Origin of the sequence: Actinomycetospora flava, assembly GCF_037400335.1 — a bacterium.
Classification (GTDB): domain Bacteria; phylum Actinomycetota; class Actinomycetes; order Mycobacteriales; family Pseudonocardiaceae; genus Actinomycetospora; species Actinomycetospora flava.
In genome coordinates this window covers 1,021,156-1,046,400 of the sequence record NZ_JBBEGM010000001.1, presented here as the reverse complement: position 1 = coordinate 1,046,400, position 25,245 = coordinate 1,021,156, and the positions used below count along the sequence as shown (strand labels likewise).

Sequence of the window (25,245 nt, the reverse complement as noted above, 5' to 3'; positions counted from 1 at the left end):
GCCATGGACGTCCTGGTCTGCCTCAAGCGCGTCCCGGCGGTCGGCTCCGAGATCCTGCTGACCCCCGACGCCACCGCGGTCGACACCCGCCACCTGGGCTTCACGATCGGCCCGCACGAGGAGTGCGCGGTCGAGGAGGCGGTGCGGATCGCCGAGCGCACCGGCGGGTCCGCGGGCGTGCTCACGGTCGGCCCGCCCGAGGCCGACGAGCAGCTGCGCTACGCGATGTCGATGGGCGCCGACCACGCGGTCCGGGTCGAGGCGCCGGTCGCCGACCCCGACCCGGAGGTCAGCGCCGCGGCGATCGTCGGCGCGCTGCCCGACCTGCGGCCCTACGACCTCGTGCTGTTCGGCGAGGCCTCGGCCGACGCCGGGCACGCGCAGGTGGGGTTCCGGGTGGCGGCGGCGCTCGGGCGCCCGGTGGTCGGCGGCGTGAAGGGGATCGATCCCGGAACCGGCACCGTGGGCCTGCGCCGGGACGCCGGTGACGGGGTCGAGGTGTTCGCGGCGCCGCTGCCCGCGGTCGCCGCGGTGCTGGAGGGGCTCAACCTGCCCCGCTACCCGACGATCAAGGGCCGGCTGCGGGCGAAGAAGGCGCCGATCCGGGTGCTCGCCGGCCCCTCGGTGACCGGCGGCCTGCGGACCCTGCGGCTGCGTCACCGCCCGGAGGCCCGCGCGGAGACCGTCGTGTTGGGACGCGGCGCCGCGGCGGCGGGCGCCGTCGTCGACGTCCTGGCCGGGCTGGGGATGGTGCGCTGATGGTGCTCGCGATGATCGAACGGGACGGCGAGGGCGTCCTCACCGCGGCGTCCGCGGAGGTGCTCGCGGCGGCGCGGGACCTGGCCGACGCCGTCGGCACCGGCGTCGCGGCCGTCGCGGTGGGGGAGCCGGGCGACCTGCCCGACGACCTCGTCAAGCGGGGCGTGTCGACGCTGACCCTGCTGCGCCACGAGCTGCTGGACGACGCCGGGCCCGCGGGCGTCGGTGAGGCGCTGGCCCAGCTCGTGGCCGTCGAGGCGCCGGTCGCCGTGCTCGCCGCGGCCGGCGACGCGAGCACCGAGGCGATGGCGTGGGCGGCGGCCCGGGTCGGCGTGCCGCTGGCGACGGCGTGCACGGAGATCCGGCCGGGCGGGGGCGACGCAGCCCCGTGGGAGGTCACCCGCGAGCGGTCCGGCGGCATCCTCCTCGAGGACGCCGAGCTCGACGCCCCGATCCGCTTCGCCACGCTGGGCACCGGCACCCGCACGCCCACCGAGACCGCGGCGGCCGCCGAGGTGACGGTCCGCGTGTTCGTCCCGGAACTGGACGCCACCGTGCCGCGCGCCCGGCTCGTGGAGCGCCGGGCCCGGGCGAGCGGGATGACGCTCGCCACGGCGCCGGTCGTCGTCTCGGGTGGGCGCGGGGTCGGCAGCGCGGAGGGCTACGCGGTGCTCGAGGAGCTCGCCGGCCTCGTCGGCGGCGCCGTGGGCTGCTCGCGGGTCGCCACGAACAACGGGTGGCGCCCGCACGCCGACCAGGTCGGGCTCACCGGCACGCGCGTCAGCCCCGACCTCTACATCGCCTGCGGCATCAGCGGCGCGACGCAGCACTGGGTGGGGTGCATGAACGCGCGCTCGATCCTCGCGGTCAACACCGACCCCGAGGCGCCGATGGTGTCCCGGGCGACGTGGGCGGTGATCGGCGACGTGCACGAGGTGCTGCCCGCCGTGGTCGAGGAGATCCGGCGGCGGTCCGGACCCTGACGGTCCGGGGAGCCGGCTCCGGGGCTGGCCGCCGGACCAGCGGCGCGGTCGCGTTACCGTGGATGTCGTGTCCGCGTACCCCCCTCCCCGTCCGCCGTCCGGGTATCCCGGCCGCGGTGGCCCCGGCGGCCCCTACAACCCCGGTGGTCCCGGCGGCCCCGGCGGTCCCGGCCGCCCCGGTGGTTTCGGTGGGTACGGCAGCCAGGGCAGCCAGGGCGGCGCTCAGGGCTCGCCGCCGCGCCGGAGCTCCGGCGGGGGCGGTCGCAGCACCGGACGCGGCGGCCGCGCCGTGCGCATCGACCCCGTGCTCGTCGAGATCGCGGCCGGGCTCGTTTGGCTGGCCGTGGGCACGCTCGGTCTCGGGGCCGACGGGGTGGGCACGCTGATCCTCGCGGTCGGCATCGCGATCGCCATCGGCGTCGGGGTCGAGAACCGTCGCCGCGGACCGCGCCCGTTCGACACCTCCCGGTCCACGGAGGTGCTGCGCCTCGGCGGCGGCGTGATCGCCGCGGTGATCATCGCGTCGATCGTGCTCGGGCTGCTCAGCGGCTCGGCGTTCCTGCCGGGCCTCGCCCTGCTGCTCTCCGGCGGGGCCTTCTGGCTGCTCAGTCGCAGCACCGGGCAGCGTCCGACGGCCTGGCTCGGGATCGCGCTCGGCGCCGCCGGCCTGCTGTCCATGCTGATCACGCTGGGCACCGCGGGCGGCTTCGTCTCCCAGGGTCTGCTCGGCCTGCTCGCGGGCGTCCTGCTCCTGCTGTCCGCCGCCGACCGCGTCGGCCTCGTGGAGATGCTGCGCTCGCGATGACAGAATCAGTGACCGGAGCAGGGATCGACCCCGTCCCGAATGCCGAGGACGCCGCCGGACCGGTCCTCTCGCTCTCCCCGCGCGGCACCCGGCGCAGCCGCCCCGCGCGCCACCTCGCCGACCTCGACCCGGCCGGGCGCCGCGAGGCGGTCGCCGAGCTCGGGCTCCCCGCCTTCCGCGCGGACCAGCTCTCGCGGCACTACTTCACCCGGCTCGAGTCCGACCCGGGCACGATGACCGACCTGCCCGCCGCCGCGCGCGAGACGCTCGGCCCGGCGCTGCTGCCCGAGCTGCTCTCGCCCACCTCGGTGGTCGACTGCGACGGCGGCGCCACCCGCAAGACGCTCTGGCGCGCGAACGACGGCGCGCTCGTCGAGAGCGTGCTCATGGGCTACCCGGACCGCGCCACCGTCTGCATCTCCAGCCAGGCCGGGTGCGGCATGGCGTGCCCGTTCTGCGCCACCGGCCAGAACGGCCTCGAGCGCAACCTGTCGACGGCCGAGATCGTCGAGCAGGTGCGCGCCGCGGCCGCGGCGGTGAAGGCCGGCGAGCTGGGCAGCGAGCTGCGGCGCCTGTCCAACGTCGTGTTCATGGGCATGGGCGAGCCCCTGGCCAACTACAAGCGCGTCGTGGACGCCGTGCACCGGCTCTGCGACGCCCCGCCGGCGGGACTCGGGCTCTCGCAGCGCTCGGTCACCGTGTCGACGGTCGGGCTCGTGCCCGCGATCCACCGGCTCGCCGACGAGGGCCTGCAGGTGACGCTCGCCGTCTCGCTGCACACGCCCGACGACGAGCTGCGCGACACCCTGGTGCCGGTGAACACCCGCTGGCCCGTCGCCGAGGTGTTCGGGGCCGCGCGGCGGTACGCCGAGGTCACCGGCCGGCGGATCTCGATCGAGTACGCGCTGATCCGGGACGTCAACGACCAGCCGTGGCGCGCCGACCTGCTGGCCAAGCTGGCGTCGAAGCACCTCGGGCGCCTCGTGCACGTCAACCTCATCCCGCTCAACCCGACGCCGGGCAGCCAGTGGGACGCGAGCCCCGCCCCGGTGCAGGCGGAGTTCGTGCGGCGGGTCCGCGACGGCGGCGTGGCGTGCACCGTCCGCGACACCCGCGGCCGCGAGATCGCCGCGGCGTGCGGTCAGCTCGCGGCCACCGCCCGTCCGTGAGGCGGACGTGACCCACGAGGTCCGGCGGATCGTCCCGCACGCCACCGACGGCGTGGCCGACGCGGACACCGTCACCTGGACCCGCGCGATGCTGGCGGCGTTCCTGCGCCCCCGGGTGGAGCCGGGCGACCTGGCGCGGGCGGCCGCCGACCTCGTCGGCTCGCGGCTGCGCGGGGTCTACGAGACCGCCGACCCCGCGCCGGTGGCGACCCTGCGGTCGTGGGACTCGCGGATGTCCGTGCCCGGCGGCGAGGTCACCGTGGACGCCGTCACCGCGATCGGCGTCCGCGCCACCCACCGGCGGCGCGGGCTGCTGCGCGCGGTGCTCGTCGACGACCTCGCCGAGGCCGCCCGGACCGGCACCCCGATCGCCGCGCTCACGTCCACCCAGGGCGCGCTCTACGAGCGCTTCGGCTTCGGGCTGGCGAGCTGGAACCGGGCGCTGCGCCTCGACACGCGCGCGGCGGCGTTCCGCGTGCCGGAGGCCACGGGGCGGCTGCGCACCCTCGAGCCGGCGACGCTGGCCTCGGCGGCCGCCCCGGTGCAGGACCGCGCGCGGCGCCGGCACCCGGGCTCGATGGACCGCGGCGAGGCCTCGTGGGCCGCGCTGATGACCGGGGTGAACCTCTTCGGCGGGCTGCGCCCCGACCCCGTCCGGCACGCGGTGCTGTGGTCGGACGCGACGGGCCGCCCGGGCGGCTACGTCGTCTACCGGGTGGCCCAGGACTGGGCGGGCGGGAGCGGCGAGATCGCCGTGCTCGACCTGCAGGCCACCACGCCCGAGTCGTACCGCGAGCTGTGGCGCCACCTGGCGTCCCTCGACCTCGTCGGCGCTGTGACCTGGGGCGACGCGTCGACCGACGAGCCGCTGCCCTGGCTGCTGACCGATCCCCGGGCCGCCGCTCCGGGCGCGAGCCGCGAGATGCTCTGGTTGCGGATCCTCGACGTGCCGGGCGCGCTCGGGGCGCGCCGCTACCCCGTCACCGAGCAGATCGTGCTCGCGGTCGACGACCCGGCCGGGTACGCCGCCGGCACCTGGCTGCTCGACACCACCGACCCCGTCGAGCCGCGGATCGTCACCACGACCGCCGAGCCGGACGTCGCCCTGGACGCGCCGGCCCTGGGCTCGCTCTACCTCGGCGGCGTGGACCCCCGGGTGCTCGCCCGCGCCGGGCGTCTCGAGGAGCGCACGCCGGGCGCCGCCGGGCGGCTCGCGCGGCTGGTCGCCGCGCCGACCGTGCCCTGGAACGGCATCCGCTTCTAGCGGCTCACACCTCGGGCGGCTCGTCGGGCACGCCGTCGTCGCGGTCGGCCCGGTCGAGCAGGGCGCGCAGATCGAAGACCTCGTCGTCGATGGTCGCGTGCAGCTCGCCGACCTCGGCGTAGCGCGCGGGCATCGTCGCGATGGTGAAGTCGCCGGGCTCGGCGTCGTCGATCTCGTCCCAGCGCAGGGGCGCCGACACCCGCGCCTCCGGGGTGCCGCGCACCGAGTAGGCCGAGGCGATCGTGTGGTCGCGGGTGTTCTGGTTCCAGTCGAGGAAGACCGTGCCGGGCTCGCGGTCCTTGCGCCACCAGGCGGTGGTGACGAGGTCGGGGGCGCGCCGCTCGACCTCGCGGGCGAACGCCAGCGCGGCGCGGCGCACCTCGGTGAAGGAGTGCTCGGGGCGGATGCGGACGTAGACGTGCAGGCCCTTGCCGCCCGAGGTCTTGGGGAAGCCGACGGCGCCGAGCTCGTCGAGCACCTCGTGCGCCACCGCCGCCACGCGCCGGATCGTCGGGAACTCGACGCCGGGCATCGGGTCGAAGTCGATGCGCCACTCGTCTGGCGTCTCGACGTCGGTGGCGCGGGTGTTCCAGGGGTGGAACTCCACGGTCGACATCTGGACCGCCCAGATGACGTCGGCGGGGCTCGCGACACACAGCTCGTCGGCGGTGCGGTTGTAGCGCGGGAAGTGCACGCGCACGGTCGGCACCCAGTCGGGCGCGCCCTTGGGCAGCCGCTTCTGGTGGACCTTCTCGCCGTCGGTCCCGGTCGGGAACCGGTGCATCATGCAGGGCCGGTCGCGCAGGGCGCGCACGATGCCGTCGGCGACCGCGAGGTAGTAGTGCGCGAGATCGAGTTTGGTTTCTCCCCGGGCCGAGAAGTACACCCTTCCCGGGTTGGTGAGGCGCACGGTCCGGCCGTCGACCTCGATCTCCGCGGCCTCGGTCACGGCGGCACAGTACTCCCGGCGGGACCTGCCGGCCGGATCCTCGACACTGACGGAGTCCCATGAGCAAGCGCATCGTCGTCGTCGGTGGCGACGCCACCGGCATGTCCGCCGCGTCGACCGCCCTGCGGCACGCGGACTCCGGCGAGCTCGAGGTGGTCGTCCTCGAGCGCGGGCACCACACGTCCTACTCCGCGTGCGGCATCCCGTACTGGATCTCCGGGCACGTCGGCGACCGCGACGAGCTGATCGCGCGCTCGCCGGAGGAGCACCGCGAGGCCGGCATCGACGTGCGGATGCGCACCGAGGCGACGGCGATCGACCTGGAGAAGCGCTCGGTGAGCGTGCGCGGCGTGGACGACGGCGACACCTACGAGCTGGGGTTCGACGAGCTCGTCATCGCCACCGGGGCGGTGCCGACCGTGCCGCCGCTGCCGGGCGCCGACGCCGAGGGCATCTTCGGCGTGCAGTCGCTGGAGCAGGGCGAGGAGATCGTCAAGGATCTCGGCCACGGTGACCGCCGGCGCGCCGTCGTCGTCGGTGCCGGCTACATCGGCGTCGAGATGGCCGAGGCGATGGTGGCGCGCGGGCTCGAGACGACGATCGTCGACCAGGCGCCCGAGCCGTTCACGCAGGTCGACCCGGACATGGGCGCGCTGATCCGCGAGGCCATGGAGGGCATGGGCATCACGGTGCTCACGGGCGCCGGGGTCGACGGCTTCGACGTGGGCGAGGACGGGCGGGTCACGGCGGTCCGCGCGGGCGACACCGTGCTGCCCGCCGACATCGTCGTCATCGGGCTCGGGGTGAAGCCGAACGTGGAGCTCGCGGCCGACGCCGGGCTGACGATCGGCGCGTCCGGCGGGATCGTCACCGACGTGCGGATGCAGGCCGCGCCCAGGGTGTGGGCCGGCGGCGACTGCGTCGAGGTGCACCACCGGCTCTCGGGCAGGGGCGTGCACATCGCGCTGGGCACGCACGCCAACAAGCACGGGCGGATCATCGGCACCAACATCGCCGGCGGCTACGGCGCGTTCCCCGGCGTGATCGGCACGGCGATCAGCAAGGTCTGCTCGCTGGAGATCGCGCGCACGGGGCTGGGGGAGGCCGAGGCGTCCGCGGCGGGCTTCGGCTACGTCACCGCCACGGTGGAGTCGACGACCACCGCGGGCTACTGGCCCGAGGCGGAGCTGATGACGGTCAAGGTGCTCGCCGAGCAGCGCACCGGACGGCTGCTGGGCGCGCAGATCGTGGGCCGCGCCGGCTCGGCCAAGCGGATCGACGTCTTCGCCACGGCGATCTGGAACGGCATGACCGTCGAGGAGATGACGTTCATGGACCTGTCCTACGCCCCGCCGTTCTCCCCGGTCTGGGACGCCGTCCTCGTCGCCGCCCGCAAGGCCGCCAAGGAGGTCCAGGCCGCCGTCCCGGCGTCCCCCGTCTGACCTACCGGACCACAGGACGCGCCGGAGATCGGTAGGTAGCGCGACGAAGGAGCGCTGACTGCCGCATCTCCTTGGCGCGAGCAGCTAGCCCACGTGCACGGCGGGGCGGCGGGTGCGGTCGGGTTCGGCCTCGCGGAGCACCTCGCGGGTCACCGGGGCGACCTCGCCGACGCCGAAGAGCAGGTAGCGGGCGAGGTTGGTGGCCGGGCTGCCCTCGTCCCACTCGAAGTAGACGTGGGGCACGGTGCCCGTGACGTCGCGCAGGTGCAGCAGCAGCGCGGCGATCGCGTTCGGCACGGTGGAGCTGCGGGCGCGCAGGATGCGGTAGCCGTGGCGCTCCTCGCCCAGGACGTGCAGCTCGGACTCGAAGTTCGAGGGGTCGTCGACGGTGATCTCCACGAACACCACCGCGTCGCCGGACGGGATGTGGTGGTCGTAGCGCTCCTCGAGCTCCTTCTCCTGGTACTCGCGCTTGTCGCGGCGGTCGGGCTCGTTGGCGACCAGCCGGATCCGGGACTGCGTGTCCTTCCGGTGGGCCTCGCGGACGATGCGCCGCGCGGTCTTGTCGAGGTGCACGGCGGTGATCCGCAGCTCGGTGCTGCGCAGGACCCGTGAGAGGAACGAGACGACGAAGATCGCCGCCACGAACATCAGGCCGATCTTGAGGCCCTCCGGGCGCTCGATCATGTTGGCGACCGTCGTGTAGACGAACACGACGGCGATGAGCCCGAAGCCGATCGTCGCGCCCTTCTGCCCCTTGTGCCGCGCCGAGAGGGTCACCGAGATCGACGCCGACGTGATGAGCACGAGCACGCCGGTCGCGTACGCGCCGCTCTGGGCGTCGACGCTCGCGTCGAAGATGATCGTGATGAGGATGCCGAGCGCGGTGAACACCAGCACCATCGGCCGGACGGCCCGCGCCCAGTTCGGGGCCATCCCGTAGCGGGGCAGGTAGCGCGGGACGAGGTTGAGCAGGCCCGCCATCGCCGACGCCCCGGCGAACCACAGGATGACGATCGTCGACAGGTCGTAGACGGTGCCCAGCACCGCCCCGAACTGCTCGTGCGCGAGGTAGGCCAGCGCCCGGCCGTTGGCCTGCCCGTCCGGGCCGAACTGCTCGAGCGGGATGAGCAGCGTCGTCACGAAGCTCGACGTGACGAGGAACCCGCTCATGATCAGCGCGGCGGTCGTCAGCAGCTTGCGCGCCCCGGCGATGCGGCCGACCGGGTTCTTCTCCGTGTCGCCCGGTGCGCCGCGCACCAGGGGCATGACCGCGACGCCGGTCTCGAAGCCCGAGAGCCCCAGCGCCAGCTTGGGGAACACGACCAGCGCGATCGCCACGACGACCAGGGGGTTGCCGTGCTGGGTGAGCAGCGCGTCGCCCCAGTCGACGATGCGGACCGGCTCGGTGAACACGCGGTAGAGCGCCCCCGCGACCACCACGAGGTTGAGCAGCAGGAACGTCGCGACGACGACCACCGCGATGCCGATGGCCTCGGCGAACCCCATGAGGAACACGACGCCGAGCAGGATCACCAGCGCGCAGGTGATCGGCACCTCCCACCCGTGCAGCGCGCCGCCGACCAGCGGGTTCTCGACGACGTGCGCGGTCGCGTCGGCGGTGGAGAGCGTGATCGTGATGAGGAAGTCGGTGACCGCGAAGCCGAGGAGCACGAGCACCAGCAGCTTCGACCACCAGTACGACAGGAGCTTCTCGAGCATCGCGACGGAGCCCTCGCCGTGCGGGCTCTCGCGCGCGACCCGCCGGTAGATCGGCAGCGCGCCGGCGAGGGTCAGCACCACGAGGACGAGCGTGGCGATCGGCGAGATCAGCCCGGCGGCGACGACCGCCACGGCGGGTTGGTAGCCCAGCGTCGAGAAGTAGTCGACGCCGGTGAGGCACATGACGCGCCACCACGGCTTGCCCTGGTGCTCCGGCGCGGGCCGGGCGTGGGGGCCGGAGTACTGCGAGCCGCGGTCGACGAGGCCCTCGAGGAGCCAGCGCCGCAGGGCCGACGACCGTCCCCGCTGCTCGGTCGAGCCGGTGGGCGGGGCCGGCGGAGCGCTCACCGCCGCCAGGACGTCCGCGAACGGATGATCGCACCCAGCGACAGCGCGAAGAACCCGATGGCCAGCGCCACCAGCCAGATCTCCTCCTGGCGGCCCTCGTGGTTGCCCCAGAGCATGATCAGCATGATCGCGGCGACGAGGAAGCCGGACAGGCGCGCGACCTTCGGGTAGTGGCCGTGCCACCCCCACGCCACCGAGGGCTCGTCGTCCGACGAGACGCCGTTGACCACCACGGGGGCAGGGTGGTGGGCGTCGCGGTGGGCGACGTCCCCACCCGTGCCGTGCTCCTGCCGAGCGGGGCTGTTGGTGGCCACGAGGACTCCTGGTTCGTGCTGAGGGCTGAGAGCTGAGCGGGCGCGCCCAACCTACCGCGCGCCCACCTACCGCGCGTCGTAGACGCCGGTGATGATGAGCTGCGATGAGCACAACCCCGCCAGCACCCCGCCGGCTCGTCCTGCTCGGGTCGACCGGCTCGATCGGTACGCAGGCCCTCGACATCGTCCGCGCGCACCCCGACCGCTTCGTCGTGACGGGCCTCGCGGCCGGGGGCGGGCGCCCGGACCTGCTCGCCGCGCAGGCCGCCGAGTTCGGGGTGACGGCGCTGGCGGTCGCCGACCCGGCGGCCGCGCCGGACCTCGAGGAGCGGACCGGCGCCGAGGTCCTCGCGGGCCCGGACGCCGCGGCCCAGCTCGCCGGGTCGGGCGCGGACGTGGTGCTCAACGCCATGGACGGCTCGCGGGGCCTCGCGCCGACCCTGGCCGCGCTCGCCGCGGGCTCCACGCTCGCGCTGGCCAACAAGGAGTCGCTGGTCGCCGGCGGGCCGCTGGTGACCCGCGCCGGCGGGCCCGGCCAGATCGTCCCGGTCGACTCGGAGCACTCGGCGCTCGCGCAGAGCCTGCGCGGCGGGCGGCCCGAGGAGGTCGCCCGCCTCGTGCTCACCGCGTCCGGCGGCCCGTTCCGGGGACGCCCCCGCGCCGAGCTCGCCGGCGTCACCGTCGAGCAGGCGTTGACCCACCCGACCTGGGCGATGGGTCCCGTGGTGACGCTGAACTCGTCGACGCTGGTCAACAAGGGTCTCGAGCTGATCGAGGCGCACCTGCTCTTCGGCGTCCCCTACGAGCGCATCGACGTCGTCGTGCACCCCCAGTCGATGATCCACTCGATGGTGACCTTCGTCGACGGCGCAACGATCGCCCAGGTCAGCCCGCCGGACATGCACATGCCGATCGCCCTGGCGCTGGCCTGGCCCGAGCGCCTGGCCGGGGCGAGCCGGCCCGAGACGTTCGCCGACCCGACGAGCTGGACCTTCGAGCCCGTCGACACCGAGGCCTTCCCGGCGCTGGAGCTGGCGCGCGCGGCGGGGTCGGCGGGGGGCTGCCTGCCGGCGGTCTACAACGCCGCCAACGAGGAGGCCGTCGCCGCCTTCCTCGCGGGGCGCTGTGCGTGGACCGGGATCGACGAGACCCTCGCCGCCGTCCTGGACGACGCGGGGGAGTGGTCGCGCGACCCGCGCGACGTCGACGACGTCCACGCCGCCGAGCGGTGGGCGCGCCGCCGGGCGGGGGAGCTGCTGGCCGCGCCGGTGGGCTGACCTGCAGCGACCCCGGCCCGTCCTGTCGGCCCCACCCCACGCAGGGCACACCGGTCGCGGGGCTACCGTGTGACGCCGTGATGCTCGTCCTGGGGATCGTGCTCTTCGCGCTGGGGCTCCTGCTCTCCATCGCCTGGCACGAGCTCGGCCACTACACCGCGGCGCGGAAGTTCGGCATCCGCGTGCCCGAGTTCATGGTCGGCTTCGGCCCGACCGTGCTGTCGGTCAAGAAGGACGAGACGCGCTTCGGCATCAAGGCGATCCCGCTCGGCGGCTACATCCGCATGATCGGGATGGTGCCGCCCGCGCCGGGCGAGCTCGTCGGGCGCAGCCGCCGCTCGGGCCCGTTCCAGGGCATGGTCGACGACGTCCGCGCCGACTCGGTGCGCGACTTCGAGCCCGGCGACGAGGACCGCCAGTTCTGGACCCGCAAGCCGTGGAAGCGGATCATCGTCATGCTGGCGGGTCCGTTCATGAACCTGATCCTGGCGATCGCCCTCTTCGCGATCACGCTGATGGCGATCGGTGTCCCCACGGCCCAGCCCGTGGTCAAGGCGGTCAGCGCCTGCGTCCTGCCGGCCTCGCAGTCCCAGACGGTGCAGTGCCCGCCCGGCGCGCCGCCGACCCCCGCCGCGGCGGCGGGGTTCCAGCCCGGCGACCGGATCGTCGAGTTCGACGGGCAGCCGTTCACCGAGTGGGCCCCGCTCGTCGTCGCCATCCGTGAGGCCCGGGGCACCGTGCCGGTGGTCGTCGAGCGCCCGACGCCCGAGGGGACGCAGCAGCTCACGCTCTTCCCGACCCTCATCGACAACCAGGTCGCCGACCTCAGCCCGCCCCCGGAGGGCGCGCCGCCCGACGAGAAGCGCTACGTCACCGCCTCGTTCCTGGGCATCGAGCCGACCAGCCCGCTCGTGCGCCAGGACGCCGGCGCCGTCGTCACCGCAGGCGGCGCGCTGCTCGGGCGCACCGTCGAGGCCGTCGCCGCGCTGCCCCAGAAGGTGCCCAGCCTGTTCGGCGCGGTGTTCCTCGGCGAGGAGCGCGACGTCAACGGGCCGGTCAGCGTGGTGGGCGTGTCGGTGCTCGGGGGGCAGGTGCTCGAGCGGGACCAGGCGATCCTCGAAGAGGTCGCGATGTTCCTCAACCTGCTCGCCGCCGTGAACCTCTCGTTGTTCCTGCTCAACCTGCTGCCGATCCTCCCGCTCGACGGCGGGCACGTGCTGCCGGCCCTGTGGGAGGCGATCAAGAAGCGGATCGCGCGCCTGCGGGGGCGGCCCGACCCCGGGCCGGTCGACCTCGCGCGGCTCATGCCCATCGGCGTGGGGTTCGCGGTCCTGATCATGGCCTACGGCGCGCTCGTGATCGCCGCGGACATCGTCAACCCGATCGAGCTGCCCCTCTGACCGGCGTGGTCGGCGCCACCGGCGAGGTCGGTGGATGTGGGGGAGACTGGGTGACGACTGGTCCACTTCGTCGAGGAGAGAGATGACCGTCGACCTCGGCCTGCCCGAAGCCCTGCCCGTGCTCGCCCCGCGCCGCAAGACCCGCCAGCTGGACGTCGGCGGGGTCGGTGTGGGCAGCGACCACCGGGTCTCGGTGCAGTCGATGACCACCACCCTGACCGCCGACGTCAACGCCACCCTGCAGCAGATCGCCGAGCTCACCGCGGCGGGCTGCGACATCGTGCGCGTGGCGTGCCCGTCGGCCGACGACGCCGAGGCGCTGCCGGCGATCGCGAAGAAGTCCGGCATCCCGGTGATCGCCGACATCCACTTCCAGCCGAAGTACGTGTTCGCCGCGATCGACGCCGGGTGCGCCGCGGTGCGCGTCAACCCCGGCAACATCAAGAAGTTCGACGACAAGGTCGGCGAGATCGCGAAGGCCGCGAAGGACGCCGGCACGCCGATCCGCATCGGGGTCAACGCCGGCTCGCTCGAGCCCGGCATCTTCGCCAAGTACGGCAAGGCGACGCCCGAGGCGCTGGTCGAGTCGGCGCTGTGGGAGGCCTCGCTCTTCGCCGAGCACGACTTCCACGACATCAAGATCTCGGTGAAGCACCACGACCCGGTGACGATGGTGCGCGCCTACGAGCTGCTCGCCGAGCAGTGCGACTACCCGCTGCACCTCGGCGTCACCGAGGCCGGGCCGACGTTCCAGGGCACGATCAAGTCGGCCACGGCGTTCGGCGCGCTGCTCGCGAAGGGCATCGGCGACACCATCCGCGTCTCGCTCTCGGCGCCGCCGATCGAGGAGGTCCGCGTGGGCCTCGCGATCCTCGAGTCGATGAACCTGCGGCCCCGCAAGCTCGAGATCGTCTCCTGCCCGTCCTGCGGCCGCGCGCAGGTGGACGTCTACAAGCTCGCCGACGAGGTCACCGCCGGCCTCGAGGGCATGGAGGTGCCGCTGCGCGTCGCCGTCATGGGTTGCGTCGTCAACGGCCCCGGCGAGGCCCGCGACGCCGACCTCGGCGTGGCGTCGGGCAACGGCAAGGGCCAGATCTTCGTCAAGGGCGAGGTCATCAAGACCGTGCCCGAGGCCCAGATCGTCGAGACCCTCATCGAGGAGGCCATGCGCCTCGCCGAGGAGGCCGGCGAGGGCGAGCTCTCGGGCGGCCAGGCCGGCGGCACCCCCCAGGTCACCGTCGGCTAGATGTCAGCGACGTGGCGTCGCTGACACTCAGCGTCCGTATTCTTCCGTCGATCATGGCGCGCTGATCACGCCTGGGCCGTCGGGCGCACGACGATCTCGCCGACGTCGACGTCCGCCGGCTGCTCGATCGCGTAGGCGATCGCCCGCGCCACGGCGTCGGGCGGCATCGCCATGGCCGCGTAGCGCGCGCGGACCTCGGGGTCGCCGGCGCCGTCGATGAAGTCGGTTCCGGTGACGCCCGGCGAGACCGCGGTGACGCGCAGCGCCGGGCCCGCCTCCTGGCGCAGGCCCTCGCACACCGTGCGGACCGCGTTCTTCGTGGCCGCGTAGACGACCTGCCCGGGCACGATCCGCAGGCCGGCGGTCGACACCACGGCCACGACGTGCCCGCTGCCCTGCGCCCGGAAGCCGGGCAGGACCGCCGCGACGCCGTGCAGCAGGCCGCGCAGGTTGACGTCGATCATCTCGTCCCACGCGTCGACGGACTGGTCGTCGAGCGGGGCGACGTGCCCGACGCCGGCGTTGGCGACGAGGACGTCGAGGCGCCCGAACCGCTCGCGGGCGAGCGCGACCAGCGCGGCGACGTCCTCGCGGCGCCGCACGTCGGTGGGCAGCACGGCCACCGCACCACCCGCGCCGCGGATCTCCGCCGCCACCCGCTCCAGCCGGTCGGCACGCCGGGCGCCGAGCACGACCCGGGCCCCACGCGCCGTGAGCAGCCGCGCGGCGACCTCCCCGATCCCGCTGCTCGCCCCCGTGATCGCGACGACCTTGCCCGCGACACCGTCGTCCATGGCGACACCTCCGAAGTGATAGCCCTCTTACACGCTAAGGTAAGAGACCTATCACATCGAGGGCGGAGGTGCGATGTCCCGGCGCTACCACCACGGCGACCTCGCGGCGACGCTCGTCGACGAGGGCGTCGCGCTGGTCGCCGAGGTCGGCGTGGCCGGCTTCTCGGTCGCGGAGCTGGCCCGGCGCGCGGGCGTGAGCACGGCGGCCCCGTACCGGCACTTCGGCGACCGCGACCGGCTGCTCGCCGCCGTCGCCACCCGGGTGGCCCGGGAGCTGGCCGCGTGCCTCGAGGACACCCCCGGGGAGGACCCCGCCGCACGCCTGGCCGCCGCCACCGGCACCTACGTCGCGTTCGTCACCCGCTGCGGGGTCGGCATCGAGATCGTCTACGCGCCCGCGCTGCGACGGCTCGGCGACGAGGACCTCGCGCACGCCGGCCGCGCCGCGATGGACGTGCTCATCGGGCTCGCCCGCGAGGTGCGGCCGTCGGCGGACGCGGCGCTCCTGCTGGTCGAGCAGCTCGTCGCCCTCGCGCACGGGTACGCCTCGCTCGGGGCCACCGGTCTCACCGCCGAGCGGATCACCGACGAGGACGCGCCGACGCGTGCGACGCGGGCCGCCCGCGCGCTGATCGGCGCAGCGCCGGAGGCGCCCCTCGTGGTCGGATGAGCCCGTGAGCACGTTCGACGATCTCGACGCCTTCGCCGCCACCCGCCGCTGCGCGGGCCTCGCGCTGTCCCCGGACGGGTCGCGGCTCGTCACGGCGGTCTCGGAGCTCTCGGCCGACGGGAAGAAGTACGCCTCGTCGCTGTGGGAGCTCGACCCGGGCGGCGAGCGCGCCCCGCGCCGGCTGACCCGGTCGTCCACCGGCGAGTCGTCGGCCGCGTTCACCCCCGACGGCGACCTGCTGTTCACCTCGCGCCGCGCCGACCCGGCCGCCGAGAAGCCGACCGAGGACCGCGCCGCGCTGTGGCTGCTGCCCGCGGCAGGGGGAGAGGCGCGCCCGGTGGCCGAGCGCCCGGGCGGGGTCAGCGGCGTGGCCGTCGCCCGCGACGCCGGCACGCTCGCGCTGGTCACCCCGAAGCCCGTCGAGGGTGACGCCGAGGAGCAGCGCGAGGCCCGCGAGGCCGCGGCGGTGTCGGCGCGCCTGCACACCCACTTCCCGGTGCGTTTCTGGGACCACGACCTCGGGCCCGGCCGCGCGCACCTGCAGCGCTGCGCGCCGCCCGACCCGGCCGACCCCGACGCCGGCTACGGCGAGCCCGAGCACGTGGCGCCGGGGGCGGACGAGCGCCTCGGCGGCAGCGCGATCAGCCCGGACGGGCGGACGCTCGCGGTGGTCGTCGAGGTCCCCGATCCCGCCGACCCCGCGTCGTGGCGGCGCCGCCTCGAGCTGCACGGCCCCGACGGGCGCACGGTCGTCGGCGACGAGCCGGGCGCCGACCACGAGGCCCCGGTGTTCACCCCCGACGGCCGTTGGCTGCTCTGGGTGCGCGAGCGCCACCCCCGTCCGGGCCGCGGCATGGCGCACACGCTGAAGGCGCGGTCTCTCGAGGACGGGACCGAGCGCGACGTGCTGCCCGAGGAGGCGTGGCAGGTCCGCGGCGTCACGGGGGCGCCCGCCGGCGACGTCGTGTACGTCGTCGTCGACGAGCGCGGGCACGGGCCGGTCCTGCGGGTGTCGATCACCGACGGGTCCGTCACGCGCCTGACCGCGAACGGCGCGTACACCGACGTCGTCGCCGCCGCGGACGGGTCGGCGCTCTACGCGCTGCGCTCCGCGGTCGACGCGCCGCCGACGCCCGTCCGGCTCGACCCGGACGCCGCGGACCAGGACCCTGCCGGATCAGGAGTCGGTGGCGCGCTGTGCGGGGTCACCGCGATCGATCCGCTGCCCGGCACGCTCACCGAGGTCCACGCGACCGCCGCCGACGGCACGCCGCTGCGCTCGTGGCTCGTGCTGCCCGGCGGGTCGTCGGCGGCCACCCCCGCGCCGCTCGTGCTGTGGATCCACGGCGGGCCGCTGTCGAGCTGGAACGCGTGGTCGTGGCGCTGGAACCCGTGGCTGATGGCCGCGCGGGGCTGGGCGGTGCTCCTGCCCGACCCGCGCCTGTCCACCGGGTACGGCCAGCAGTTCCTCGACCCGGCCACCGGCGCGTGGGGCGACCTGCCCTACACCGACCTCATGACGATCACGGATGTCGCCGTGGCCCGCGACGACGTCGACGCGGAGCACGTGGCGGCCATGGGCGGCTCGTTCGGCGGCTACATGGCCAACTGGATCGCCGGGCACACCGACCGCTTCGCCGCGATCGTCACGCACGCCAGCATCTGGCACCTCGACGGCTTCGTCGGCACCACCGACGCGTCCTTCCACTGGCGCCGCGAGTGGGGCGACCCGCTCGACGAGCGCGACCGCTACGACGCCCACTCGCCGCACCGGCACATCAAGTCGATCACCACGCCGACGCTGGTGATCCACGGCGACAAGGACTACCGCGTCCCGATCTCCGAGGGCCTGCGGCTCTGGTACGACCTGCAGCGCACGGGCGTCGACTCCCAGTTCCTCTACTTCCCCGACGAGAACCACTGGGTGCTCCAGCCGGGTGACGCGAAGCTCTGGTACCGGACGGTGTGGGCGTTCCTCGACCACCACGTCCTCGGCCGGCCCTGGGAGCGTCCCGCACTCGTGTAGAGACACGACGTGTTCCGGGGGACTCCACTGGGAGTTCCGTCCCCGGACGTGGCAGGCTGAACGGGTGCTCCGTACCGCCGGTGCGCGGCTGCTCGACGACCGGGACCGGTCGAAGGTGCGAAGCGCCCTCGACGCCGACCCCGTCGCCACGTGCATGGTGGCGTCGCGGGTCGAGACCGTCGGGGTCGAGCCCTGGCGTCTGGGCGGTGAGCTCTGGGGAGTCGGGGGCCGCCTCGACGGGCTCTGCTTCTCCGGGGCCAACCTCGTCCCCCTGCGCGGCGACCGCACCGAGGTGCGGCACTTCGCCGAGCGCGCCCGTCGCCAGCGCCGCAACTGCTCCTCGCTCGTCGGCCGCCGCGAGCTGGTGCTCCCGCTCTGGGAGGAGCTCAGCGACTACTGGGACTCCGCCCGCGAGGTCCGGCCCGACCAGCCGCTGATGGCCACCGCGGTGACGCCGTCGGTCGAGCCGGACCCCGCCGTGCGCCAGGCCCGTCCCGACGAGCTCGAGCGCTACCTGTCCGCCGCGATCGCGATGTTCCTCGAGGAGGTCGGCGTCGACCCGCGCCTCGGCGACGGCGGCGCCGGCTACCGCGCCCGCGTGGCCGAGCTGATCGGCGCCGGGCGGGCGTTCGTGCGCTTCGAGCACGGCGAGGTCGTGTTCAAGGCGGAGATCGGCGCGCTGTCGTCGCGCGTGGGCCAGATCCAGGGCGTGTGGGTGCACCCCGACTGGCGCGGGCGCGGTCTCGGCCAGACCGGCACCGCGGCCGTCGTCGCGCACCTCGTGCGGGCCCGCCGGGTCGCGAGCCTGTACGTCAACGCGTTCAACACCCCGGCCCGGCGCGCCTACGAGCGCATCGGGTTCGAGCAGGTCGGGTCGTTCGCGACGGTGCTGTTCTGACCGCGGTCACCCCGACCCGCCGGCGAGCGGGCTGGCTGGCCCTCGACGCCGTCGCCGTCGTGGCGTTCGCGGCCCTCGGACGGGCGGGCCACGCCGAGGACCTCACCGGCACGTTGCTCACCGCGGCGCCGTTCGTGGTGGGCGCGGCGGTCGGCACGCTCGCCGGGCGCACGTGGCGCGACCCGCCGGCCTGGCGCTCGGGGCTCGCGGTCTGGGCGGGCGCGGCGATCGTCGGGCTGGTCCTGCGTGCCGTGATCACCGGCCGGCTGCCGCTGTCGTTCGCGATCGTGGCGACGGTGTCCCTGGGGGTGCTGGTGCTCGGCTGGCGCGTCCTGGTGCGCGTGGCGGGTCGCGTCCGCGCCCGCCGCGCCTGACGGGTCACGCGCGCGGCGCCCCGGCCCTCGGGACGCCTACGCTGGGGGCATGCCGGTTCGCGCTCCGCTGCGGCCCGGGGAGCAGACGCCGCTGCGCCCGGTGCCACCGCACATCCCCCGCCCCGAGTACGTGGGCAAGCCCGCGCCCGCGCGCAGCACCGACCCCTGGGTGCAGAGTCCCGAGATCATCGAGGCCATGCGGGTGGCGTCGCGGATCGGCGCCCAGGCCCTGCAGGCGGGTGGCGAGGCCGTGAAGCCCGGCGCCACCACCGACGACGTCGACCGTGTGGTGCACGAGTTCCTGCTCGACCACGACGCGTACCCGTCGACGCTGGAGTACCGCGGCTTCCCGAAGTCGTGCTGCGTGTCGCTCAACGAGGTCATCTGCCACGGCATCCCCGACTCGACGGTCATCGAGGACGGGGACATCGTCAACATCGACGTCACCGCCTTCATCGGCGGCGTCCACGGCGACACCAACGCGACGTTCCTCGCCGGCGAGGTCGACGAGGCGGACCGCCTGCTCGTCGAGCGCACTCACGAGGCGACGATGCGGGCGATCAGGGCGGTGAAGCCGGGCCGCGAGCTCAACGTGGTCGGGCGCGTCATCGAGTCGTACGCCAACCGCTTCGGCTACGGCGTCGTCCGCGACTTCACCGGCCACGGCATCGGCCGGGCGTTCCACTCCGGGCTCGTCGTCGTGCACTACGACGACCCGACGCGGCACGAGATGCTCGAGCCGGGGATGACCTTCACGATCGAGCCGATGATCACCCGCGGTTCGATCGACTACGACGTCTGGGACGACGGGTGGACGGTGACGACGAAGGACAAGTCGCACACCGCCCAGTTCGAGCACACGATCCTCGTCACCGACACCGGCAGCGAGATCCTCACGCTGCCGTGAGCGGATGAAGCGCCCGCACGTGCTCGCCTCGGCGGCGGTGTCGATCGACGGGTTCCTCGACGACGCCTCGCCGCACCGGCTCGTGCTCTCCGGGCCCGCGGACCTCGACCGGGTCGACGCCGAGCGGGCCGGCGTGGACGCGATCCTCGTCGGCGCGGGCACCGTGCGCGCCGACGACCCCCGCCTGCTCGTGCGCTCGCCCGAGCGCCGGGCCGACCGCGTCGAGCGCGGCCTCGGGCCCTCCCCGCTGCGTGTGGTGCTCTCCTCGCACGCCGTCGACCCGACCGCGCGCGTGCTCACCGAGGGCCGCGACGTCGCCGACACCGTCGTGCTCGCCGGCACGCCGCACGAGGTGCTCGACCAGCTCGCCGGCCACGGCGTCGTGCGCCTCATGGTCGAGGGCGGGGCGGGCGTGCACCGGGAGTTCCTCGGCGCCGGGGTGGTCGACGAGCTGCAGCTGGCGGTGGCCCCGCGGCTGGTCGGCGAGGGCCCGCGGTTCACCGGCGCGCCGGACGAGGCGCACCTGGTCGAGACCCGCACGGTCGGCCCCGACGTCCTGCTGCGCTACCGCTTCGGCGACGCCGACGCCCGCTGGCTCGCGGAGGCCTGCTCGCTCGCCGAACGCTGCCCGCCCTCGCCGTCGGCGTTCTCCGTGGGCTGCGTGGTGGTGGCCGCCGACGGCACGGTGCTCGCGACCGGGCACAGCCGCCGCGACGACGTGCTCGACCACGCCGAGGAGGTCGCCCTGCGCGACGTCGACCGCGACGACCCGCGGCTGGCCGGCGCCACGATCTACACCTCGCTCGAGCCGTGCGGGCAGCGGGCGTCGCGACCGGTGACGTGCGCCCAGCACATCCTCGACGCCGGCATCGGCCGGGTCGTCATGGCCTGGCGGGAGCCGCCGCTGTTCGTCGGGACGCCCTCGGGCGCGGCGCGCCTCGAGGCGGCCGGGGTCGAGGTCGTCGAGTGCCCCGGGTTCGAGGACCTGGCCCGCCGGCCCAACCGGCACCGCTGACCGCTCTCGGTCATCGTGGTCCCGTGCGCTCGCTGCCGATCCTGCTGCCCGCCGGGGTGATCCGGGCCCGCGCCTGCCCGCTCGCGTCGATCCGGCAGGTGCGCACCTGGCGGCTGCGGTTCGTCGAGCACGCCGCCGGCGCCGAGCGCCTCCCGCGCCCCGCCGGCTGGTCCGACGTCGTCGACGCCCACGCCGTCCCGTGCGGGGAGCGCACCGTCGCGCTGACCGGTGACGGCTTCCGGGCCGTGTGGGACGCCCCGTACGAGGTGGAGGGCCCCGTCCGCCTGCGCGGCGAACTGGTCGTCGACCCGCTCGACGGCCTCGAGACGACGGGCCGCATCCACCGCCTCCGCTTGCTCACCGAGACCGTCCGCGAGGACGCCGCGGGGGAGCGGGTGGTGGCGCTGACCGCGCGGGACCTCTCGGCGATCCCGAAGGCGGTCGACGACGACAGCGACCGCGGCGTCCTGGTGGACCTGGAGATCGGGGTCGCCTGAATCACCCGTGCGGCTCCCCGCGCGCCGTGCGAACCTGCGGGACGTGGCCAAGGTCTACGAGCGCATCGAGCCCCGCCTGGCCCGGTGGATCGGGCAGCAGCCGGTGTTCTTCGTGGGCACCGCGCCGCTGTCGGGCGACGGGCTGGTCAACGTCTCGCCGAAGGGTCTGCGCGGCACGTTCGGGGTGCTCGACGACCACACCTTCGCCTACGTCGACATGACCGCCAGCGGCGTCGAGACCATCGCCCACCTGCGCGAGAACGGGCGCGTGTGCGTGATGTTCTGCTCGTTCGACGGCACGCTCAACGTGGTGCGCCTGCACGGGCGCGGCCGGGTGGTGACGCACGGTGAGCCGGGGTTCGACGCCGCGCTCGAGCCGTTCGCGATGGGCCTGGCCTCCCGGCGCACCGAGGCCCGCGGGGTCGTCACCGTCGACGTCACCCGGGTCGCCGACGCGTGCGGGTACGCCGTGCCGCGGATGACGCTGGAGAGCGACCGCGAGCTGCTCGACTCCTGGGCCGAGCGGCGCAGCCCGGAGTGGCTGCGGAACTACCGCACCGAGAAGAACCAGCACTCGCTCGACGGTCTGCCCGGGCTCGCCGGGCTCCCCGACTGGTGAGGGGCGCGCTGCTCGTCGCCGGCACCACGTCGGACGCCGGCAAGAGCGTGCTGGTCGCGGGGATCTGCCGCTGGCTGCACCGCCGGGGCGTCGACGTGGCGCCGTTCAAGGCGCAGAACATGAGCAACAACAGCGTCGTGTGCGCCGACGGCGGCGAGATCGGCCGCGCGCAGGCGCTGCAGGCCGCGGCGTGCGGGCTCGAGCCGAGCGTGCGGTTCAACCCGGTGCTGCTCAAGCCGGGCAGCGACCGCAGCTCGCAGGTGGTGGTGCGCGGCGTCGTCGACGGGACGGTGTCGGCGGCGAGCTACCGCGAGCGCAAGGCCGCGCTGCTCGAGGTCGTCGTCGAGACCCTGGCCGAGCTGCGCCGCGACCACGACGTCGTCGTCTGCGAGGGCGCGGGATCGCCCGCGGAGATCAACCTGCGGGCCACCGACATCGCCAACATGGGCCTCGCGCGCGCCGCCGACCTGCCCGTGGTGGTCGTCGGCGACATCGACCGCGGCGGGGTGCTGGCGCACCTGTTCGGCACGCTCGCCGTGCTCGAGCCTGCCGACCAGGCGCTGGTCGCGGGCTGGATCGTCAACAAGTTCCGCGGCGACCCGGCCCTGCTCGCGCCCGGTCTCGACCAGCTGCGCGCGCTCACCGGGCGCCCGACGCTGGGCGTGCTGCCGTGGAGCCCCGAGCTGTGGCTCGACGCCGAGGACTCCCTGGGCCACGTCGCCGACGGCGTCGTCGGGCGGCCGGCGCCGCCGCGCGGGCGGGACTGGCTGCGGGTCGCGGTGGTGCGCCTGCCGCGGGTCTCGAACGGCACCGACGTCGATGCGTTGAGCTCGGAACCGGGCGTCGCGGTCCGCTGGGTGACCGAGCCCTCCCGCCTCGCCGACGCCGACCTCGTCGTCCTGCCCGGCTCGAAGACGACCGTCGCGGACCTCGCGTGGCTGCGGTCCTCGGGGCTCGCCGACGCGGTGGCGTCGCACGCCCGCGCCGGCAAGCCCGTGCTCGGCGTCTGCGGCGGCTACCAGATGCTGGGCCGGCGCATCCACGACCCGCACGGCGTCGAGGCCGCCCCCGGCACGGTCGACGGGCTGGGCCTGCTCGACGTCGAGGTGACCTTCGAGGTCGCCAAGCACCTCGGCACCCCGACCGGCACGGCGCTCGGCGAGCCGGTCGCGTTCTACGAGATCCACCACGGCCGGGAGCTGCGGTCGTCGGCTACGGCACCATTGGTGACCCTGGCCGACGGGGCGCCGGAGGGTGTCGACGGCGGGCACGTCCTCGGCACCCACGCGCACGGGCTGCTCGAGAACGACGCCCTGCGCCGGCGCCTGCTCGTCCGCGCCGCGGCCGTCGCGGGCCGCGAGTTCGTCGTCGCGCCGGACACGTCCTACGCCGCCGTCCGCGCCGCGCAGCTCGACCTGCTCGGCGACCTCGTCGAGAAGAACCTCGACACCGACGCGCTGGAGCGCCTGATCACCGAGGGCGCGCCGACGGGCCTGCCGACGGTTCAGGCGCGCGCGACGTCGTAGACGTGCCCCGCCGTGCGCAGGCGCTCCACGAGCGCCGGGCCCATGGCCGTGGCCGGGGTGAGCGAGCCGTGGCGGTCGGGCAGCCGGTCGCCGTCGAGGGCGAGGCACAGGGCGCTCTCGCCGAGCATCACCGCGGTGGCCGCGTAGCCGGGGTCGCCGGAGCCGGAGACGCGGCCGGTGTAGCGGGCGCCCGTGGTGGTCGTCGCGTCGATGTCGTGGCGGAACCACCCCGACTCCTGCGTCTTCGTGCTCGGGCCGGTGCCGGGCTTGGGCAGGACGCGGTCGAGCACCTGGCGCACGCCCGGCGTCGCGAACCCGGCGAGCATCCCGCCGAGGCCCGCGGTGACGGCGCCGGCGGCGACCGCGCCGACCGGCCCGCTGCCGACGCCCATGACCTCGCCGTAGCGCAGCCCCTTGCCGTAGGCGTAGCCGGCGATCGCGTTGGAGCGCCGCACGATCCGGGTGTTGTAGGACGCCATGACGAACGGCGCGACCCAGCGGCCGTCGACGCGGTGGGGCGCGGGGCTGTCGCTGGGCTGGCGGGTGTCGGGCTCGGCGTCGCGCTCGGGGCTCAGCCCGAACGGGTCGCGCAGGAGCTTGAACACGGAGCGGTCGGCCTTCGCGGCGTCGGCGAGTCCGCGCATCGAGTCGATCGTGCCGCCCGAGACGCCGCCCCGGATGCGGGCGACGGCGGTGACGTCGGTCAGCTCGCCCTCGCCGTCGGCCTGCACGCGGCTGTGGAGGAGGAGGACGGCGAGGTCGGAGGGGATCGAGTCGTAGCCGCAGGAGTGCACGATCCGGGCGCCGCTGGCCCGCGCGGTCTCGTCGAAGCGGTCGATGGCCTCGCGGGCGAACTGGACCTCGCCGGTGAGGTCGGCGTAGTGGGTGCCGGCGGTCGCGCAGGCCTCGACCACCGGGAGCCCGTACTTCGCGTAGGGGCCGACGGTGGTGACGACGACGTCGGTGGACGCGGCCATGCGCGCGAGCGCCGCGGAGTCGCTCGAGTCCGCGACCACCAGCGGCCAGTCGCCGCCGGGGGAGGGGAGCCGGTCGCGGACGGCCTCGAGGCGCTGCCGCGAGCGTCCGGCCAGCGCGATCCGCGTGCCGGCCGGGGCGTGGCGCGCCAGGTAGGCGGCGGTCAGCTCCCCGACGAAGCTCGTCGCGCCGAACAGGACCAGTTCGTGCTCACGATCACCGGACATGGCGGCACGATAGCGGCCCGGCCCGGCGCGCCACTCGGTGGTTACTGGCTGGTATCACTCGCCTGGCGAGCGATACCAGCCAGTAACCGCAGGCTCAGTGCCGGGGTGGCGTCTCGATCACCGGCAGGCCGACGGCGCGCGCGAGGCCGAGCATGCCGAGCAGTTCGGCGCAGTCCTCGACACCGGTCGCGTGCGAGGCGACGACCCGGGCGGCGACGCGCTGGTCGGCCTCGAAGGCGACGAGCGCCGACTCGTGGGCGTCGGTGACGCGGTTGGTGGTGGGCTCGGGCTTCGGGCCGGCCCTCACGGCGTGCTCGCGGTGAGTGCGGCGGACGGGGTGCGGGGCATGACGACTCCCTCTCCAGGCCCCCGCCGCGACCCGGGAGGATCGTCGGGCGGGAGGGCGCACCGGCACGGATCGCGCCGAGGAGCGCACTGCCCTTCCCTCGTCCCACGCGCGACGACCGGGGCGCCGCCCCGGGCCGGGTCGTGACCGAGGTTACCCCGGTGTCCGGATCGTCCGCCGGTCAGGCCGTCGCGATCACGAAGATCGGGTGGCGGTCGGCGATCGCGGCGAGCTCGTCGTCGCTCGAGTCGGCCCCGACGCCGTCGAAGAACGCGCCGACCTCCCAGGCCCAGGCGCGCAGGTAGGCGCGCAGGACCGGGACCTTCTCGGCGTCGGCCAGCTCGGTCGCCCGCACCGTCTCGGTGCGCCGGCCCACCGTCAGCTCGGCCTCGCCCGCCACGCGCAGGTTGCGAACCCACTGCGTCTGCCCGCGCGCGGCGACGAGGTAGCGCCGCCCCTCGACCGTGAGCGGGTTGACCGGTGTCGTGCGCACCTCGCCGCTGGTGCGGCCGCGGACCCCGAGCACCGCGGAGCCCGCCAGGGGCACGCCCAGGCGCGTCAGGCCCGCGACGAGCGGGTTCATCACGCGGCGGGTGAACGTTCCGGGGGCCTGGTAGCGGGTGGCGGTCATGGCGTCCTCCTCGGCAACAATGTGAGAGCGGTGCTCTCGCTTGTTGTCGAGCATGCTCCGGT

The 25,245-nt window shown here is 74.9% G+C and carries 25 protein-coding genes; 18 read left to right on the top strand and 7 right to left on the bottom strand.

All coding sequences use genetic code 11. The annotated features are described in order from the left end of the window. The first annotated feature begins 3 nt into the window (after positions 1-3). From WCD58_RS05125 to WCD58_RS05105, 5 genes are all read left to right on the top strand, one after another. Positions 4-759 carry an electron transfer flavoprotein subunit beta/FixA family protein gene (locus tag WCD58_RS05125; RefSeq protein ID WP_337700151.1) on the top strand — a complete coding sequence of 252 codons (756 nt, stop codon included), beginning with the start codon at positions 4-6 and terminating at the stop codon, positions 757-759. 11 nt (positions 760-770) lie between these two features. Continuing rightward, a complete protein-coding gene (locus WCD58_RS05120) occupies positions 771-1,742 on the top strand; it encodes an electron transfer flavoprotein subunit alpha/FixB family protein (RefSeq protein WP_337700149.1) in 972 nt (323 codons plus the stop codon). A gap of 67 nt (positions 1,743-1,809) precedes the next feature. Continuing rightward, the gene (locus WCD58_RS05115) at positions 1,810-2,547 is read left to right on the top strand and encodes a hypothetical protein (protein WP_337700147.1); all 738 of its coding nucleotides are present in this window, start codon (positions 1,810-1,812) and stop codon (positions 2,545-2,547) included. A gap of 8 nt (positions 2,548-2,555) precedes the next feature. Continuing rightward, positions 2,556-3,716 (top strand): dual-specificity RNA methyltransferase RlmN, encoded by a 1,161-nt coding sequence (gene rlmN / locus WCD58_RS05110; protein WP_337700145.1) that lies wholly within the window; start codon positions 2,556-2,558, stop codon positions 3,714-3,716. 7 nt (positions 3,717-3,723) lie between these two features. Continuing rightward, the gene (locus WCD58_RS05105) at positions 3,724-4,980 is read left to right on the top strand and encodes a GNAT family N-acetyltransferase (protein WP_337700143.1); all 1,257 of its coding nucleotides are present in this window, start codon (positions 3,724-3,726) and stop codon (positions 4,978-4,980) included. 4 nt (positions 4,981-4,984) lie between these two features. Here WCD58_RS05105 and ligD read toward each other — a convergent pair whose 3' ends face one another. Beyond that, positions 4,985-5,929 carry a non-homologous end-joining DNA ligase gene (ligD, locus tag WCD58_RS05100; protein ID WP_337700140.1) on the bottom strand — a complete coding sequence of 315 codons (945 nt, stop codon included), beginning with the start codon at positions 5,927-5,929 and terminating at the stop codon, positions 4,985-4,987. Positions 5,930-5,988: 59 nt separating this feature from the next. On the opposite strand from ligD, the gene WCD58_RS05095 reads away from it, so the two are divergent. Beyond that, complete coding sequence (locus WCD58_RS05095; RefSeq protein WP_337700138.1) at positions 5,989-7,371, top strand: FAD-dependent oxidoreductase; 1,383 nt, start codon at positions 5,989-5,991, stop codon at positions 7,369-7,371. Positions 7,372-7,455: 84 nt separating this feature from the next. Here the strand turns inward: WCD58_RS05095 and WCD58_RS05090 are convergent, their stop codons facing one another. Together WCD58_RS05090 and WCD58_RS05085 are read right to left on the bottom strand one after the other, a co-directional pair. Beyond that, complete coding sequence (locus WCD58_RS05090) at positions 7,456-9,441, bottom strand: APC family permease (protein WP_337700136.1); 1,986 nt, start codon at positions 9,439-9,441, stop codon at positions 7,456-7,458. Beyond that, on the bottom strand, positions 9,438-9,755 hold the full coding sequence (locus WCD58_RS05085) for a DUF2631 domain-containing protein (protein ID WP_337700133.1): 318 nt from the start codon (positions 9,753-9,755) through the stop codon (positions 9,438-9,440). Before WCD58_RS05085 ends, WCD58_RS05090 begins: the two co-directional genes overlap by 4 nt. A 104-nt stretch (positions 9,756-9,859) precedes the next feature. Here WCD58_RS05085 and dxr point away from each other — a divergent pair, with 104 nt between their 5' ends. The 3 genes from dxr (at position 9,860) to ispG (ending at position 13,678) form a co-directional block, all read left to right on the top strand. Beyond that, positions 9,860-11,032, top strand: coding sequence for a 1-deoxy-D-xylulose-5-phosphate reductoisomerase (dxr, locus tag WCD58_RS05080; RefSeq protein WP_337700131.1), 1,173 nt, complete (start codon positions 9,860-9,862; stop codon positions 11,030-11,032). Between the two features lie 80 nt (positions 11,033-11,112). After that, entirely contained in the window at positions 11,113-12,432 is a 1,320-nt protein-coding gene (locus WCD58_RS05075) for a M50 family metallopeptidase (protein WP_337700812.1), read from the top strand. 82 nt (positions 12,433-12,514) lie between these two features. Beyond that, entirely contained in the window at positions 12,515-13,678 is a 1,164-nt protein-coding gene (gene ispG / locus WCD58_RS05070; RefSeq protein ID WP_337700129.1) for a flavodoxin-dependent (E)-4-hydroxy-3-methylbut-2-enyl-diphosphate synthase, read from the top strand. A 65-nt stretch (positions 13,679-13,743) separates the two neighbouring features. Here ispG and WCD58_RS05065 read toward each other — a convergent pair whose 3' ends face one another. Then, complete coding sequence (locus tag WCD58_RS05065; protein ID WP_337700127.1) at positions 13,744-14,472, bottom strand: SDR family oxidoreductase; 729 nt, start codon at positions 14,470-14,472, stop codon at positions 13,744-13,746. 73 nt (positions 14,473-14,545) lie between these two features. Here WCD58_RS05065 and WCD58_RS05060 point away from each other — a divergent pair, with 73 nt between their 5' ends. From WCD58_RS05060 to WCD58_RS05020, 9 genes are all read left to right on the top strand, one after another. Continuing rightward, positions 14,546-15,142, top strand: a complete 597-nt coding sequence (locus WCD58_RS05060) for a TetR/AcrR family transcriptional regulator (protein ID WP_337700125.1) — start codon at positions 14,546-14,548, stop codon at positions 15,140-15,142. A 4-nt stretch (positions 15,143-15,146) separates the two neighbouring features. Beyond that, positions 15,147-17,168 carry a S9 family peptidase gene (locus WCD58_RS05055; RefSeq protein WP_337700123.1) on the top strand — a complete coding sequence of 674 codons (2,022 nt, stop codon included), beginning with the start codon at positions 15,147-15,149 and terminating at the stop codon, positions 17,166-17,168. 64 nt (positions 17,169-17,232) lie between these two features. Further along, the gene (locus tag WCD58_RS05050) at positions 17,233-18,066 is read left to right on the top strand and encodes a GNAT family N-acetyltransferase (RefSeq protein ID WP_337700121.1); all 834 of its coding nucleotides are present in this window, start codon (positions 17,233-17,235) and stop codon (positions 18,064-18,066) included. Next, complete coding sequence (locus WCD58_RS05045) at positions 18,063-18,440, top strand: DUF3054 domain-containing protein (RefSeq protein WP_337700809.1); 378 nt, start codon at positions 18,063-18,065, stop codon at positions 18,438-18,440. Before WCD58_RS05050 ends, WCD58_RS05045 begins: the two co-directional genes overlap by 4 nt. A gap of 49 nt (positions 18,441-18,489) precedes the next feature. Further along, positions 18,490-19,347, top strand: coding sequence for a type I methionyl aminopeptidase (map, locus tag WCD58_RS05040; protein ID WP_337700119.1), 858 nt, complete (start codon positions 18,490-18,492; stop codon positions 19,345-19,347). Positions 19,348-19,351: 4 nt separating this feature from the next. Beyond that, complete coding sequence (locus tag WCD58_RS05035; protein WP_337700117.1) at positions 19,352-20,362, top strand: dihydrofolate reductase family protein; 1,011 nt, start codon at positions 19,352-19,354, stop codon at positions 20,360-20,362. A gap of 23 nt (positions 20,363-20,385) precedes the next feature. Beyond that, entirely contained in the window at positions 20,386-20,859 is a 474-nt protein-coding gene (locus WCD58_RS05030) for a hypothetical protein (RefSeq protein ID WP_337700115.1), read from the top strand. Between the two features lie 43 nt (positions 20,860-20,902). After that, on the top strand, positions 20,903-21,478 hold the full coding sequence (locus WCD58_RS05025; protein WP_337700113.1) for a pyridoxamine 5'-phosphate oxidase family protein: 576 nt from the start codon (positions 20,903-20,905) through the stop codon (positions 21,476-21,478). After that, positions 21,475-23,004 carry a cobyric acid synthase gene (locus WCD58_RS05020; RefSeq protein ID WP_337700111.1) on the top strand — a complete coding sequence of 510 codons (1,530 nt, stop codon included), beginning with the start codon at positions 21,475-21,477 and terminating at the stop codon, positions 23,002-23,004. Before WCD58_RS05025 ends, WCD58_RS05020 begins: the two co-directional genes overlap by 4 nt. On the opposite strand, the gene WCD58_RS05015 is transcribed toward WCD58_RS05020, so the two are convergent. The 3 genes from WCD58_RS05015 to WCD58_RS05005 all read right to left on the bottom strand — a co-directional run bounded on the left by WCD58_RS05015 (position 22,983) and on the right by WCD58_RS05005 (position 25,183). Next, on the bottom strand, positions 22,983-24,206 hold the full coding sequence (locus tag WCD58_RS05015) for a saccharopine dehydrogenase family protein (protein WP_337700109.1): 1,224 nt from the start codon (positions 24,204-24,206) through the stop codon (positions 22,983-22,985). The genes WCD58_RS05020 and WCD58_RS05015 overlap by 22 nt on opposite strands. Positions 24,207-24,300: 94 nt before the next feature. Next, positions 24,301-24,513 carry a hypothetical protein gene (locus WCD58_RS05010; protein WP_337700107.1) on the bottom strand — a complete coding sequence of 71 codons (213 nt, stop codon included), beginning with the start codon at positions 24,511-24,513 and terminating at the stop codon, positions 24,301-24,303. Between the two features lie 220 nt (positions 24,514-24,733). Beyond that, positions 24,734-25,183, bottom strand: coding sequence for a nitroreductase/quinone reductase family protein (locus WCD58_RS05005; protein ID WP_337700105.1), 450 nt, complete (start codon positions 25,181-25,183; stop codon positions 24,734-24,736). Positions 25,184-25,245: the final 62 nt, after the last annotated feature.

Coding starts and splice junctions, on each gene's coding strand:
- WCD58_RS05120 (WP_337700149.1), top strand. CDS start 771: ATGATCGAACGGGACGGCGAGGGCGTCCTCACCGCGGCGTCCGCGGAG.
- WCD58_RS05075 (WP_337700812.1), top strand. CDS start 11,113: ATGCTCGTCCTGGGGATCGTGCTCTTCGCGCTGGGGCTCCTGCTCTCC.
- WCD58_RS05060 (WP_337700125.1), top strand. CDS start 14,546: ATGTCCCGGCGCTACCACCACGGCGACCTCGCGGCGACGCTCGTCGAC.
- map (WP_337700119.1), top strand. CDS start 18,490: ATGCCGGTTCGCGCTCCGCTGCGGCCCGGGGAGCAGACGCCGCTGCGC.
- WCD58_RS05125 (WP_337700151.1), top strand. CDS start 4: ATGGACGTCCTGGTCTGCCTCAAGCGCGTCCCGGCGGTCGGCTCCGAG.
- WCD58_RS05095 (WP_337700138.1), top strand. CDS start 5,989: ATGAGCAAGCGCATCGTCGTCGTCGGTGGCGACGCCACCGGCATGTCC.
- WCD58_RS05005 (WP_337700105.1), bottom strand. CDS start 25,183: ATGACCGCCACCCGCTACCAGGCCCCCGGAACGTTCACCCGCCGCGTG.
- dxr (WP_337700131.1), top strand. CDS start 9,860: ATGAGCACAACCCCGCCAGCACCCCGCCGGCTCGTCCTGCTCGGGTCG.
- WCD58_RS05065 (WP_337700127.1), bottom strand. CDS start 14,472: ATGGACGACGGTGTCGCGGGCAAGGTCGTCGCGATCACGGGGGCGAGC.
- WCD58_RS05015 (WP_337700109.1), bottom strand. CDS start 24,206: ATGTCCGGTGATCGTGAGCACGAACTGGTCCTGTTCGGCGCGACGAGC.
- ispG (WP_337700129.1), top strand. CDS start 12,515: ATGACCGTCGACCTCGGCCTGCCCGAAGCCCTGCCCGTGCTCGCCCCG.
- WCD58_RS05035 (WP_337700117.1), top strand. CDS start 19,352: ATGAAGCGCCCGCACGTGCTCGCCTCGGCGGCGGTGTCGATCGACGGG.